Origin of the sequence: Blastomonas sp. RAC04, from assembly GCF_001713435.1 — a bacterium.
In the GTDB taxonomy this organism is placed as follows: Bacteria; Pseudomonadota; Alphaproteobacteria; order Sphingomonadales; family Sphingomonadaceae; genus Blastomonas; species Blastomonas fulva.
Map to the genome: position 1 here is coordinate 3,875,174 of NZ_CP016460.1, position 12,424 is coordinate 3,887,597.

At 64.1% G+C, this 12,424-nt stretch carries 15 protein-coding genes; 12 read left to right on the plus strand and 3 right to left on the minus strand.

Annotated features, from left to right (window positions below):
- Window position 1 precedes the first annotated feature (1 nt).
- From BSY18_RS18975 to BSY18_RS19010, 8 genes are read left to right on the plus strand one after another with little or no spacing between them, the layout of a single operon-like run.
- Window positions 2–901: a molybdopterin-binding protein gene (locus tag BSY18_RS18975; RefSeq protein WP_069051551.1), complete on the plus strand. Its 900-nt coding sequence runs from the start codon at window positions 2–4 to the stop codon at window positions 899–901.
- Window positions 898–1,515, plus strand: a complete 618-nt coding sequence (locus tag BSY18_RS18980) for a hypothetical protein (protein ID WP_069051552.1) — start codon at window positions 898–900, stop codon at window positions 1,513–1,515. The genes BSY18_RS18975 and BSY18_RS18980 overlap by 4 nt, the downstream gene beginning before the upstream one ends.
- 2 nt (window positions 1,516–1,517) lie before the next feature.
- Entirely contained in the window at window positions 1,518–2,114 is a 597-nt protein-coding gene (nadD, locus tag BSY18_RS18985; RefSeq protein ID WP_069051553.1) for a nicotinate-nucleotide adenylyltransferase, read from the plus strand.
- Window positions 2,107–2,922 (plus strand): ATP-dependent sacrificial sulfur transferase LarE, encoded by an 816-nt coding sequence (gene larE, locus BSY18_RS18990; protein WP_069051554.1) that lies wholly within the window; start codon window positions 2,107–2,109, stop codon window positions 2,920–2,922. Before nadD ends, larE begins: the two co-directional genes overlap by 8 nt.
- On the plus strand, window positions 2,923–3,591 hold the full coding sequence (gene larB / locus BSY18_RS18995) for a nickel pincer cofactor biosynthesis protein LarB (protein ID WP_069051555.1): 669 nt from the start codon (window positions 2,923–2,925) through the stop codon (window positions 3,589–3,591).
- Complete coding sequence (gene larC / locus BSY18_RS19000) at window positions 3,588–4,319, plus strand: nickel insertion protein (RefSeq protein ID WP_083231583.1); 732 nt, start codon at window positions 3,588–3,590, stop codon at window positions 4,317–4,319. Before larB ends, larC begins: the two co-directional genes overlap by 4 nt.
- Window positions 4,316–5,128, plus strand: coding sequence for a hypothetical protein (locus BSY18_RS19005; protein ID WP_069051556.1), 813 nt, complete (start codon window positions 4,316–4,318; stop codon window positions 5,126–5,128). The genes larC and BSY18_RS19005 overlap by 4 nt, the downstream gene beginning before the upstream one ends.
- 33 nt (window positions 5,129–5,161) lie before the next feature.
- Window positions 5,162–5,992, plus strand: a complete 831-nt coding sequence (locus BSY18_RS19010) for an SDR family NAD(P)-dependent oxidoreductase (protein ID WP_069051557.1) — start codon at window positions 5,162–5,164, stop codon at window positions 5,990–5,992.
- Between the two features lie 3 nt (window positions 5,993–5,995).
- Here BSY18_RS19010 and BSY18_RS19015 read toward each other — a convergent pair whose 3' ends face one another.
- Window positions 5,996–6,697, minus strand: coding sequence for a nitroreductase (locus BSY18_RS19015; RefSeq protein ID WP_069052041.1), 702 nt, complete (start codon window positions 6,695–6,697; stop codon window positions 5,996–5,998).
- 229 nt (window positions 6,698–6,926) lie between these two features.
- Between BSY18_RS19015 and BSY18_RS19020 the strand changes: the two genes are divergently transcribed.
- From BSY18_RS19020 to BSY18_RS19035, 4 genes are all read left to right on the plus strand, one after another.
- A complete protein-coding gene (locus BSY18_RS19020; RefSeq protein ID WP_236823413.1) occupies window positions 6,927–7,826 on the plus strand; it encodes an NAD(P)H-dependent flavin oxidoreductase in 900 nt (299 codons plus the stop codon).
- A gap of 11 nt (window positions 7,827–7,837) precedes the next feature.
- Window positions 7,838–8,413, plus strand: coding sequence for a carboxymuconolactone decarboxylase family protein (locus BSY18_RS19025; protein ID WP_069051559.1), 576 nt, complete (start codon window positions 7,838–7,840; stop codon window positions 8,411–8,413).
- A 77-nt stretch (window positions 8,414–8,490) separates the two neighbouring features.
- A complete protein-coding gene (locus BSY18_RS19030; RefSeq protein WP_150126340.1) occupies window positions 8,491–9,276 on the plus strand; it encodes an enoyl-CoA hydratase/isomerase family protein in 786 nt (261 codons plus the stop codon).
- 115 nt (window positions 9,277–9,391) lie between these two features.
- The gene (locus BSY18_RS19035) at window positions 9,392–9,946 is read left to right on the plus strand and encodes a TetR/AcrR family transcriptional regulator (RefSeq protein ID WP_069051561.1); all 555 of its coding nucleotides are present in this window, start codon (window positions 9,392–9,394) and stop codon (window positions 9,944–9,946) included.
- A gap of 13 nt (window positions 9,947–9,959) precedes the next feature.
- Here BSY18_RS19035 and BSY18_RS19040 read toward each other — a convergent pair whose 3' ends face one another.
- Together BSY18_RS19040 and BSY18_RS19045 are read right to left on the minus strand one after the other, a co-directional pair.
- Window positions 9,960–10,793 (minus strand): SDR family NAD(P)-dependent oxidoreductase, encoded by an 834-nt coding sequence (locus BSY18_RS19040; protein WP_069051562.1) that lies wholly within the window; start codon window positions 10,791–10,793, stop codon window positions 9,960–9,962.
- 46 nt (window positions 10,794–10,839) lie between these two features.
- Window positions 10,840–12,372 carry a class I adenylate-forming enzyme family protein gene (locus BSY18_RS19045; protein WP_171900281.1) on the minus strand — a complete coding sequence of 511 codons (1,533 nt, stop codon included), beginning with the start codon at window positions 12,370–12,372 and terminating at the stop codon, window positions 10,840–10,842.
- Window positions 12,373–12,424 lie beyond the last annotated feature (52 nt).

The following is a 12,424-nucleotide window of genomic DNA, read 5'->3' on the forward strand; positions in this document are numbered from 1 at the left end:
GATGACCGGGCTCGATCTGCTTGAGAAGACCGAATTGTGGGTCGAAGACATCCTGCTCAGGGATGTCGACCTGACACAGCTAGCCAAGTGCGCGGGGCAGGTGCTGGGGCTGGGCGCACAGGATATCTTCGTCACCGATGTGCGCGATGGCCGGGTTGTGTTCGATGTCGTCTCCCCCTCGGTCAGCCTGGATGCGATTGCGGGCAAAGAGGCGCAGCTTCTGGCCGCGCTGGCGGCATTCCCTGGTGTGCAGCTTGGCCGTGCGGCATCGGTGCACAGCCATGGCGTGCTGGGCGTGATCGGTGCCCCTGCAGAACAGGCGGCCGACATCATCGCCAATGCGGCCCGGCTGGAGTCGAGCCTGCAGGCCTATGTCTCACGCGCTGTTGTGGTGCTGTCCACCGGTGGAGAGGTGGCACGCGGTGAGATTGAGGATACCAACTACGCGGCGGTCAAATCCGTGCTGGGAGACATGGGCTACCTTGTCCACCACGCAGGCGTTGTCGAGGACGACGAGGCGCTGATCGCGGCGCGTATCGGGCATTTGCTGGGCGAGGGCTATGGCCTGCTGATCACGACCGGCGGGGTGGGGGCAGAGGACAAGGACAAGACCATCGAAGCGATGCAGCGGCTGGCCCCTGACCTGTCCACCGCCATCCTCGCGCAATATGCCGTGGGCCACGGCCGCCACGTCAAGCCGCATGTGCGGGTCGCTTGCGGGCGCGTTGGCGAGACATTGCTGGTCGCGCTGCCGGGGCCGACGCGCGAGGTGCTCGCCGCGCTGCCTGAACTTGCCATTGCCATGGGCCAGGGCCAGTCGCCTTCCGTGATCGCCGAAGCGGTCGCCGCGCCCATCCGTGCGCTGTGGAAGGCACACAAAGTGGGTCATTCTCACTCATGATGGCGCTGGGATTTCTCTCGGTCCTGTCCGCCGGACTGCTGATGGGCATCCTGCACGCGTTCGACCCGGACCATGTCATGACGATGTCCTCTTTGGGGGCTCGCCCCGATGCGCGCGGAGCGACGGCGCGCTATGCCGTGTCCTGGGGCGTGGGCCATGGCGGCATATTGGTGATCGCGGCGCTGGCGCTGCTGCTGTTCGATGTCCCGATGCCTGAAACTTTGCCCAAGGGCGCAGAACGCTTTGTCGGCGTCATCCTGATCGCGGCGGGCGGCAGCCTTGCGCTGGCGCTGTGGCGCAGCCGGGGCGGGGATCAGCCTCCATCCAGCCTGCGCTCCAAGGCACCGTTCCTGATCGGAATGGTGCATGGCACGGCAGGCAGCGCAGCGGTGTTTGCGCTGCTGCCGATCGGGTTGCTCTCTCCGTTGCTGGGGGTGCTCTATGTGCTGGTGTTCTCGTCCGGGGTGCTGATCGGCATGATGGGCTTTGGTCATGGCTTGGACCGGGTGCAGACGCTTATCGCGACCCAGGCCAGGACTCTGGACAAGCCGCTGCGCGGCAGCGTTGCGGTGCTGGCCATCGGCATGGGCAGCTATTGGCTGGTCGGAGCCTGATCATGCGGGTGGGCTTGTATGGCGGGTGCTTCAACCCGGTGCATCAGGGCCATCTGGCCGCTGCGCGCGGTGCCATGCGCGCGCTGGCGCTTGACCGGGTGTTGTTCATCCCTTCCGGCACGCCGCCGCTGAAGGGCGTTGGTGGCTTGGCGCACGGGGCCCATCGTCTGGCGATGCTGGATGCGGCCTTGGCTGAGGAGTCGGCTATGGACGCCAGTGCTATCGAAATAGAACGGCAAGGGCCAAGCTTCACAGTAGACACGGTGACCGACCTGCGAATCCACTATCCCGCCGGTACAGAGCTGTTTTTTCTGCTCGGCGATGATTGCATCGAACGACTGCCGCGCTGGAAGGGAATAGACCGCCTGCATGCCATGCTGCGCTTTGCCATCCTCCCGCGCATGGCCAAGCCGCCCCAGATAGCAGATGAACGTTTGATCTGGCTGGGCCTTCCGCACGTTGCAGTGTCGTCCACTCAGATCCGCGCGATGCTGGCATCTGGCGAGCGCCCAACTGCCAAGCTGATGCCTGCCGCTGTCATGCATTATGTTGCGCAGCATAAGCTTTATGTCTCAACCGCAAAGCCAGCTTATGCCTGATCTTTTGGCCCGTATCCACGCTGCACTCGACACGCTGGACCACGTGATCATCGCGTGCAGCGGCGGGATCGATTCCACGCTGCTGGCCGTCGTCACGCACCGCCACATGCCCGGGCGGGTGACGGTTGCACATGCGATCAGCCCTGCGGTCCCGCCCGAAGCGACGCAGCGGGTGCGCACGCTGGCGCAGCAGGAAGGCTGGGCGCTGTCCATCGTGCAATCGGGCGAGTTTGAGGATGAAAGCTATCTCTCCAACCCGGTCAACCGCTGCTATTTCTGCAAGTCCAACCTGTATGACAGCCTGATGCAGATTGCCGCCGGCCATAGCAATGGCACCGTGGTCAGCGGCGCGAACCTCGACGATCTGGGCGAATATCGCCCTGGCCTTGATGCCGCAGCCGAACGCGGGGTGCGCCATCCGTGGATCGAGGCGCAGTTTGCCAAGGCCGACATCCGCGTGCTGGCGCGTCAGCTGGACCTGCCGTTTGCAGAGCTGCCCTCTTCGCCCTGCCTTGCCAGTCGGCTTTACACCGGCACCCGCGTCACTGCAGAACGGCTGCGCGCCGTTCATGCGTGCGAGAGCCTGATCAAGCAGCGCACCGGGCTTGCCGTGGTGCGGTGCCGGGTGCGCGGTGAGCTTTTGATTGTCGAGGTGGCCGATGGCGACCGCCCGGCTATCACGGCGCCGCTCCTGGAGGATCTGTGCACATTGGCAGCATCGGTGGAGCCAGGCATTGCCGCCGCCGTATTGGATGACGAGGCGTATCGCCCGGGAAGGGCCTTTGTCGGCCAGAAAGCGAGCGCCTGAATGACCAGCGGCTTTGTCCATGATGAAGAACGGCTGACAAGGCTGGGCATGCCCGAGGCGATATTCTGCGAGGGCAAGGATGTCATCGCCCTCAAGGCGATCGTCACAGAACTTGCCGCCAAGCCCAATGCGCCGGTGCTGTTCACCCGGCTGCCCCCGGATCGCTATGACCATTTGCAGACGCTGGGTTGCCCTGCGCTGGACTATGACCCGCAAGGCTGGACGGGGACATTGAACGGCAATCTGCCTGCGCGCGCCGGATCGGTCGCGGTGGTGACCGCGGGCACATCCGATCTGCGCGTAGCACTGGAGGCGGTGCGGACGCTGGAGTTCTCCGGACTCGCAACAGAACTGATCGCAGATGTCGGCGTGGCGGGTATCCACCGGCTGCTGGCGAGGATCGACCATATCCGCAGCCTTGACATCGTCATCGTCGTGGCGGGCTGGGATGCGGCGCTGGCATCGGTAATGGGCGGGCTGACCGGGCAACCGGTGATCGCGGTGCCATCGTCGACCGGCTATGGCGTGGCCGCAGGCGGCACCAGCGCGCTGCATTCGATGCTGACCAGCTGCGGGCAAGGCGTGCTGGTCACCAATATCGACAACGGATTTGGAGCCGCCTGCGGTGCGATCCGCATGCTCAACATGATGGCAGGGAAAACGGCGTGAAACAGCAAGCCATTGTCCTGCGGACCCCGTCGGGCATCAGCGGCGATATGCTGCTCACCGGGCTGGCGCGGCTGGCGAATGTCAGCAATGCCGAGCTGTCCGCGATCGTCGACAGCATCGGGGTCGAGGCGCTGCACGATTGCGTGACCATCGAGCCGCACCACGTCAACTGGATCACCGGATGGCAGGCGCGGATCACGCTGCCGCACGAGCATCATCACCGCACCCCGGCGGTGATTTACGACATTATCGACCGCAGCGCCCTGAGTGATCCCGCCAAAGCGCTGGCCCGCCGCGCTTTTGCGATATTGGCCGAGGCCGAAGCGACGGTGCACGGCTGCACGGTCGATGAGGTGCATTTCCACGAGGTCGGCGCGCTCGATTCGATCCTCGACACCTGTGTCGCGGCTAGCCTGTTCACCCGGATTGACCCGGCGGAGTTCCATTGCAGCCCCCTGCCGATGTGCGACGGGGTGATCCGTTGCGAACACGGCCTGCTCGCCAGCCCGCCGCCTGCGGTGCAGGAAATGCTGAGCGGCATTCCGGTCTATGGCGCCGACGGCATGGGCGAGACCGTCACGCCGACCGCGCTCGCGTTCCTGAAAGCGGCAGGTGCGCGCTTTGGCAAATGGCCGCAATGCGAGGTGGTGACCTCTGCCAGAGCTTATGGCGGCAAGGTGTTCGAACATCTGCCCAATGGCGCGAACTTCTTTCTGGTGACCTTGTGACCGCAGTCCCCGCAGCGGCGGATATTGCAGGCGCGCTGCTGGCGGGGGCGACGGGGCGGTATCGGGCTGTGGTCGAAGCCTGCGAGCCCGGCACCATCGCGGGCACCGGTTTTGTCGATCCTGCCACCTCGCTGGGCGAGGGCGGATCGTGGCGGCTGCTGGTCGCTGAAGGCCAGGTCGTCGAGGCTGGCCAGCCGCTGGTTGAGCTGATCGGTATGGCCCCCCGGCTGGGCATTGCAGAAGACCATGTGCTTGGCGCTCTGGGCTTTGCATCGGGCATTGCGACGCGCGCGCGCGTCTTTCGGCAGGCAGCGCCTGAGGGGCTGTCGATTGCCTGTGGCGGCTGGAAGAAGCTGCCTTTGGCGCTCAAGCCGTTGCTGCGCGCAGGGTTGGCTGTCTCGGGCATCTTGCCGCGTCTGGTCGATGGCGATTTCGTCTATGTCGCCAAGAATGCGGTGATGATGCTGGGCGGGGTGGATCAGGCGATCGCGGCGGGCATTGCGGTGGGCCACGGCCCGGTTGCGGTGCAGGTCAAATCGGTGGCAGAGGCGGTTTCCGCCGTCACCACCGGGGCTGGCATCATCATGGTCGATACGGCCGATCTCAATGATCTGGCCGATGTCCATGCCGCGCTGACAAGGCTGGACCTGCGCAGCCGCGTGCGGCTGGCCTTTGGCGGCGGCGTGCGGTTGCAGGATCTTGGCCCCGCCGCCGCCGCCGGGGCAGACGCGGTGGACGTGGGCCGCGCGATCCTCGATGCGCCGTTGCTTGATCTGCGCATGCGCGTCTGTTCCAAAGTCGCTGACTGACCTGATTTCCCTGGTCAAATAAGGATATTAGCCATGACCCATCCCGCCATTGCAGCCGGAAAACTCGCCGTGATTACCGGCGCGGCAGACGGCATCGGCCTTGCCGCCGCGCACCGCTTGGCTGGCCTGGGCATGACCGTGGTGCTGAGCGACATCGATGCCGACAAGCTGTCTGCGGCCCGCGATGCGGTGGGTGGCAATGCCGTCGCGATTCCAGCGGATGTGTCTGACCGTGCTTCGGTTCAGGCGCTGGCCGATCGGGTGGCAGGGCTGGGCACCCCGGTTTCGGTGCTGATGAACAACGCCGGCACCGGTCGCGGCGGCAACGCCTTGGTCAACCCGGACGGGTGGGACCGGGTGATCGGCACCAATCTGCTGGGGCCGCTATATGGCATCCAGGTCTTTGTACCTGCCATGGTGGCAGGCGACGCGCCGGGGCTTGTGATCAACACCGGCTCCAAGCAGGGTATCACCCAGCCACCGGGCGACACCGCTTACAATGTCAGCAAAGCCGGCCTCAAGTCGCTGACCGAGGGGCTGGCGCATACGCTGCGCGAAGAAACTCAGGGAAGGATCAGCGCGCATCTGCTGATTCCCGGATTTACCTATACGGGCATGATGAAGGGCCATTTCGCCGAAAAGCCCGCCGCAGCCTGGACCCCCGAGCAGGTGGTCGACGTGATGATGGAGGGCCTGTCGCGCGGTGATTTCTATCTTTGGTGCATCGACAATGAAACGTCGCGCGAGACCGACAATCGCCGCGTCCTGTGGAATGCGGGCGACATCACCGAAAACCGTCCGGCATTGTCGCGCTGGCACCCCGATTACAAACAGGCCTTTGCCGACTGGATGGCAAAAGACTGAGGATCATTCCTCGAAGTCGATGAAGGTCACCGCCTCCTCGACCGATTTGCGGTGCGAAACCACCGCGTTGGCGGGGAAGCTTTCATCCGGCCAGCCCATGGCGACGCACATCATGATCAGCTGATCATCGGGGATGCGGGCGTTTTCGCGCACGACCGGGGATTGCATGATTCCCTGGCTGTTGATCACGCAGCCCAGACCCCGCGACCATGCCGCGTTGACCAGCGCGTTGACCACCGCGCCGCAATCGAACGGCGCGATGTCATTGCCTTGCAGCACCTTGTCATAAGTGATGATGATCGACACCGGCGCATCGAACTGGCGAAAGCCGCGCAGCACCCAGTCGAGGCGCTTTGCCTTGTCTTCGCGCGGAATGTCCATCGCGGCAAACAGCTGTTTGGCGACCCCGATCTGCCGTTCGCGGTGCGCGCCTTCATAGCTTTCGCTCGCTTTGAACTCGCGCGAGGAGGGGACGCCTGCCAGGTTGCGTTCGGTATTGCCCTTGCGAATCGCATCCAGCGCAGCGCCGCTGACGACGGTGAAATTCCAGGGCTGGGTGTTGAGCGACGAAGGCGCGCGCATCGCCATGGCGATCACCTCTTCGACCAGCGCCTTGGGCACCGGCTTGGGCAGATAGCCCCGGATGCTGCGGCGTCCCATGACGACGCTTTGATAGGCCTGTGCGATCTGATCGTGCTCGCTCATATCCATCCTTGTTGCTGTTGGCTCTGTGTTCCCATAATCGCTTGCCAGAGCCGCCGATAATTATCTATATCATTATACCGATAAAATGACATGTCGTCGTGAGGGGAAGGCTTAGGATATGGCGCTTGAACAGTCCATGCGGGACCGGCTGATACTGCCTGCAGTGTGTGCGCCGATGTTTCTCGTGAGCAATCCTGATATGGTGCGAGAAGCCTGTCTTGCCGGGATCATGGGGGCCTTGCCCCGCCAGAACGCCCGCAGCTTCGAGATGTTTGAAGGCTGGCTCGCCGAAATACGGCAGGCTCTGGACGAGCACAAGGCGGCAAGCCCCGATGCGCGCATTGGCCCGCTGGCGGTCAACCTGGCCACGCAGATGGACGCCGAAGAGGCATCTCGCCACCTCGATCTCGCCAAGCGCTATGGCGTCGAGGTGATCATCAGCGCAGTTGGCAATCCGACCGAGCTTGCCGCCCGCGTGCATGATGCGGGCCTCAAGATCTTCCATGATGTCACATCGATGCGGTTTGCCGAAAAGGCGATTGCGGCAGGGGTGGACGGGCTGACCTGTATCGGATCGGGCGGTGGCGGTCATTCGGGCAATGTCGGCCATCTGGTGCTGGTTCCGCGCATCCGCCGGATATTCGATGGCACGTTGCTGATGGCAGGGTCGATCTCGACCGGCGCGGCGATCCGTGCAGCGGAAATCCTGGGCGCGGACCTGGCCTATATGGGCACGCGGTTCATCGCGACGCAGGAAGCGGCCGTCGATCCCGATTATACGCGCATGCTCACCGAGGGACACTCGGAGGACCTGATGTTCACTCCCAAGATCGCCGGGGTCGCCGCCAACTGGCTGGTGCCCTCGATGGAACGTGTCGGGCTCGATCCCAAAAATCTGCCGCAGCCTGCGGGCCATGGCATGGGGTCCAAGCATTTGCCCGAAGGGGTGAAGCCGTGGAAGAACCTGTGGTCGGCAGGGCAGGGGATCGATCTGATCGACGATGTCCCCAGCATTGCCGAGCTGGTGACACGGCTGCGGCGCGAATATGTCGCAGCCTGCGATGCCGCCAGCTTTGCCGATGTCGCCCGGATGGTCGATCAGGCGCTCGATGCCAAAGCCGTTGATTGAGGAACCCCCGCATGAACCGAATTCCGCTCGTCCCGGTTGAGGACCTCACCCCCGAACAGCGCGACCGCTACGACAATGCGCCGGGGGGCAAGCTGAACCTCAGCCGCCTGCTGGGTCACGCCGTATCGATGCAGCCGGGCATCGGCATGGCGGTGCAGGGCATGATGTCCGGGATCGAGATTCCCCCGATGGAGCGACAGATCTGCGTGCTCGCGGTGCTGCATCTGGACCGGGGCGAATATGAATGGGCGCAGCACATGCAGGTGTCCAAGATGATGGGTATCGCGGACGAGAAGGTCGCGGCGATTGCCAACGACCGCTTTGGCGACCCGATATTCGACGACCGCGAAAGGGCGCTGCTCGCCTTTACCCGGCAGGTGGTCAAGACGGTGCGGGTCGACGACTTCGTCTTCAACGCTGTCGCCGCCTTTTACACCCCGCGCCAGATCGTCGAACTTATCCACGTCATCGGCCTGTATATGCTGTTCGTCCGCGTGTCCGAGGTTGCCGAGCTCGAGATCGATGCCGTGCTGGGCGGTGATTTCTGGAAAAAGGCCAATGAGGACGCCGGCCTGTCCAACGACTGAGCCTGGCTCGCACCTCCCATGATTGAAGGACTGAGACCTTGGAAAACGCAGCAACAGAGACGATTGACTACCCGTTCGTGCGACTGGAATTTGATGGCCCGCTGGCCATCATGACGCTCAACGACCCGGAGCGGCTGAACGCGATGGGAATGGAGATGGGCGAAGCCATCGCCACCGTGCTCAACGAGATCGCCAAGCCGCGCCGCAAATGCCGCGCGCTGATGATCACGGGCGAAGGCCGTGCCTTCTGCGCCGGAGTCAACCTGATGGGCAGCCGCAAGGCGCTGGCCGATGGCACCAACAAACTGCCGGTCATGGGCGGGGTCGAGACATTCTTTCACCCGCTGCTGCGGCGGCTGCATGCCGTTTCGATCCCCGTTATCGCCGCGCCCAATGGCCTTGCGGTCGGCATAGGCCTGGGCATGTGCCTGGCCGCCGATTACGTCATCGCCTCGGACAAGGCCTGGTTCCAGGCTCCGTTCAAGAATTTGGCGTCAGCCACCGATTCCGGGCTGGGCTGGCTGCTGTCGCGCAATATCGGCATGCTGCGCACCAAGCGCATCCTGATGCGCGCCGAGCGGATCGATGCCGCCACTGCGCTCGATTGGGGGATGGTGAGCGAGGTTGCGCCTGCTGATGGCTTCGCCGCGCGCGCCCGCGAAGTTGCGATGGAAATCGCCAATGATGCGACGATTGCGCTGTCCGAGATCAAGCAGATCGTCAATGTCGCGCAGCGGATCGACCTGCATTCGGCGTTGGAAAGCGAGGCGCAGGCCGTTGCACGCACATCGCGCACCAAGGACAATGTCGCTGCGATCCGGGTGTTCGGATCAAAGGAAAAGCCGCAGTTCAGCGGTGAATAGTCACCGCCGAACTCGGTGACCTCCGTTTGACATCTGGACAGTTATAGTCGTTGTGTTTGCGCGCATCTGCATCGCTCGCTAATGTGGATGCTAAACCAGACCGGGGCAAACGACAGTGGCGGACGACAAGCTGGGCAGGGCCATCGCAGCGGCGGCGGATGTGTTTTTGCGGTATGGCTATGCCCGGACCACCATGGGCGACATCGCCAAGGCGGCCGGAATGTCGCGCCCCGCGTTGTATCTGCTGTTCCCGGGCAAGGAACAGGCGTTCGAGGCGGGCACGATGTTCCTCGCTCGCCGCCACCTGGACGATATCCGCGGCGCGCTGCACGAATGCGAGGGGCTGCAGCAAAGGCTGACCACGGCCTGTGTCATGCTTCTGGTGCGGGTATTCGATCTGCAACAGTCCGCGCCCGATGCCCGCGACATGGATGACCTGACCTTTCCGGTGGTGCGTGCGATCTATGCGATGTTCGAGAGCTTCTTTTCCGCGCTGATCGCCGAAGAGATGCCTGCGCCTGCCGTTCAGCCCGACGAGGCCGCACGGGTGCTGTTGTACGGTGCGCGCGGGCTACGCGATGTGGCAGGCAGCGCCGAAGGCTATGCCCGGCTGATCGAGACGCATGTCGCCCTGGTGTGCAGCGGACTGGTTCACGCCAGGCCCCTATAGCTGCGCCTGCCGATTACGCAGCAGGCGCTTCCTGTGACACGCGTTCATAGGCAGCAAGCGGACCCAGAACCGTGACTCCGCCATCGACAGGCAGCGTGATGCCGCTGATGAAGCGGCTTTCCGGCCCGGCGAGGAACAAGGTGGCTTGGGCGATGTCCCAGGCATCGCCCTCGATCCCGATCGGGGCGATCGCACTGCGCACCCTGCGTCCTTCGCCCTTCACATAGGCTTCCACCATCGGCGTCATGATATGCCCGGGCGCCACGCAATTGGCGCGGATGCCATCGCGGCCATACATCACGGCAAGTTCGGCGGTCAGCTGGATGACGGCAGCCTTGCTGGGGCCGTAGGCGCTATTGCCGTGCGCCAGAATGCCCGCGACAGAGGCAATGTTGACGATCGACTTGCCTTGGCCTTCAAGCAGGGCCGGCATTGCCGCGCGGCACATGTTGATCACCGTGCCGAAGTTGACCGCCATCACCTTGTCGATATCGGCCTGCGGAACCGTGTGCAGCTGCCCGGCGCCTGCGCCGATGCCGATGTTGTTGATCAGCGTATCGAGCCCGCCAAGCCATTCCAGCGCCTCGGCCGTCATCCGTTCGGCAGCTTGCGCCTCGGCGACGTTGCCGGTGAAGACGCGGGCCTCGCCGTTCAAGCCGACGATCAGCTCAAGCGTGGTTTGCGCGCGGGCCTCGTCCAGATCGAGCAATGCAACCTTGGCGCCCTCGCCTGCGAACAGCGCGGCAATCGCCTTGCCGGTGCCGACACCATCGCCCAGCGTACCGGCTCCGGTGACGATGGCTCTCCACCCGTTCAGGCGGCCGTGAAAAACTGTGGGTTGTGGCACGCAAAAGCTCCCTGGAATGTGTGATCGGCTGGTGGCGCGTCGCCCGTCAGGAGGTGCCGGTGACCATCTCGCGCAGCCTGGGTTTGACGACCTTGCCCATCGCGTTGCGCGGCAGGCTTTGCAGGAAACGCCATTCGTCCGGCACCTTGTAACGCACCAGCCTCTCGGTACACAGCGCCTTGAGGTCTTCCTGCAGCTGGTCCTGATCGATATCGTCGCGCGCGGTCTGGATGCACGCGACGGTCAGCATGCCCATCCTGAGGTCCGGCTTGCCGACGATGGCGCAATCGGCGACATCGTCGTGCGTGTGCAGCACGCGCTCGATCTCTGCCGGATAGACGTTTGAGCCGCCGCGCAGGATCAGCTCTGAGCTGCGGTCGGCGATGGTCAGCCAGCCATCCGGATCGACACTGCCATGATCGCCGGTATGCACCACCCCGCCGCGCAACAAAGCAGCGGTCTTTTCGGCATCATGCCAATAGCCGAGGGGCGGCGTGTAGACGTGCGCCCAAGCTCCGGTTTCGATGGCGCTGACGCAAACCTCCCCGACAGTCCCTGCGGGCACCGGCTTTCCGTCAATGTCCAGAATCGACAGCTTGAGATGGGGCAGCACGCGGCCACTGGCGCCTTCGGGTGCTACCGCATCCATGGGGTGCGCGACGACCGTGGGGGCCTCGGTCAAGCCATAGCTGGTGGTGATATGGTAGCCATAGCGTTTGAAAAACGCCTCGCGAATGACCTCTGGCAGCGGAGCGCCGCCGCTGCCCAGAATCAGTCCGTCAGGCAGATCGAGATCGGCCTGCAGCAGGTCATAGACCATGGTGGGAACCAGCGAGATCGTCTCGACCCGCTTCTCGCGGCACCATTCGACCAGCGGACCGATCTTGGCGGACACGCCGAACAGGAACGGGCTGCAGGACAGGAACGCTGCGACCGGGCCGAGAATCATCAGGTTGGTGATGGTCAGCGGAAGGCAGGATCCGCGCCTGGCGCCCGGTTGCATCAGTCCATGCGCAAAGGATGCTGCCGCCACAACGATCATGTTGTGCTGGCTGTGCACCACGCCCTTGGGAACGCCCGTGGTGCCGCTGGTGTACATGATGACCGCAGGTGCAAACGGATCGATCGGCGCGCGGGCGGGGGCTGCCACAGGCTCGGCAGCCATCGCCGCGGCCCAGCCACCATCCGCATCGTCGGTGTCGAGCAACCATACGCAGGTCAGGGCGGGGAGGGCAGGGCGGAGTTCGTCGATCTGGGATCGCAGGCTCGAATCGGTGATCAGTACCTTGGCACCGCTGTGCTCGAGGATGTAGCACTTGTCGGTGGCGGGCAGGATCTTGTTTATGCCCACCCAGATCGATCCCAGCTGCATCGCCGCGAAGAACGCGATGACCAGGTTGGCCTCGTTGCCCAGCGATGCCGCGACCCGATCGCCTTTGCGTACGCCTGCAGCGTCCAGCAGCATGGCGGCGGTGGACACGGCATCTGCCATCTGCTGGAAGGTCAGCTGCCGTCTGGTGTCATCCAGCGCCTGAGCATCCGGGGCAAGTGCGCACGCGCGTTCGATCAGTGATGCCACATCGCAAGGCCCGCCTGGCGGATTGATCCTGCTGGGCGGAGGCTGAAGGCCC

Excerpts from the sequence above, each read along its gene's own strand:
- BSY18_RS19020 (WP_236823413.1), top strand. The coding sequence starts at position 6,927 with ATGGGGGCCTTGCCCCGCCAGAACGCCCGCAGCTTCGAGATGTTTGAA.
- larB (WP_069051555.1), top strand. The coding sequence starts at position 2,923 with ATGACCAGCGGCTTTGTCCATGATGAAGAACGGCTGACAAGGCTGGGC.
- BSY18_RS19025 (WP_069051559.1), top strand. The coding sequence starts at position 7,838 with ATGAACCGAATTCCGCTCGTCCCGGTTGAGGACCTCACCCCCGAACAG.
- BSY18_RS19010 (WP_069051557.1), top strand. The coding sequence starts at position 5,162 with ATGACCCATCCCGCCATTGCAGCCGGAAAACTCGCCGTGATTACCGGC.
- BSY18_RS18975 (WP_069051551.1), top strand. The coding sequence starts at position 2 with ATGACCGGGCTCGATCTGCTTGAGAAGACCGAATTGTGGGTCGAAGAC.
- larE (WP_069051554.1), top strand. The coding sequence starts at position 2,107 with ATGCCTGATCTTTTGGCCCGTATCCACGCTGCACTCGACACGCTGGAC.
- BSY18_RS19015 (WP_069052041.1), bottom strand. The coding sequence starts at position 6,697 with ATGAGCGAGCACGATCAGATCGCACAGGCCTATCAAAGCGTCGTCATG.
- nadD (WP_069051553.1), top strand. The coding sequence starts at position 1,518 with ATGCGGGTGGGCTTGTATGGCGGGTGCTTCAACCCGGTGCATCAGGGC.
- BSY18_RS18980 (WP_069051552.1), top strand. The coding sequence starts at position 898 with ATGATGGCGCTGGGATTTCTCTCGGTCCTGTCCGCCGGACTGCTGATG.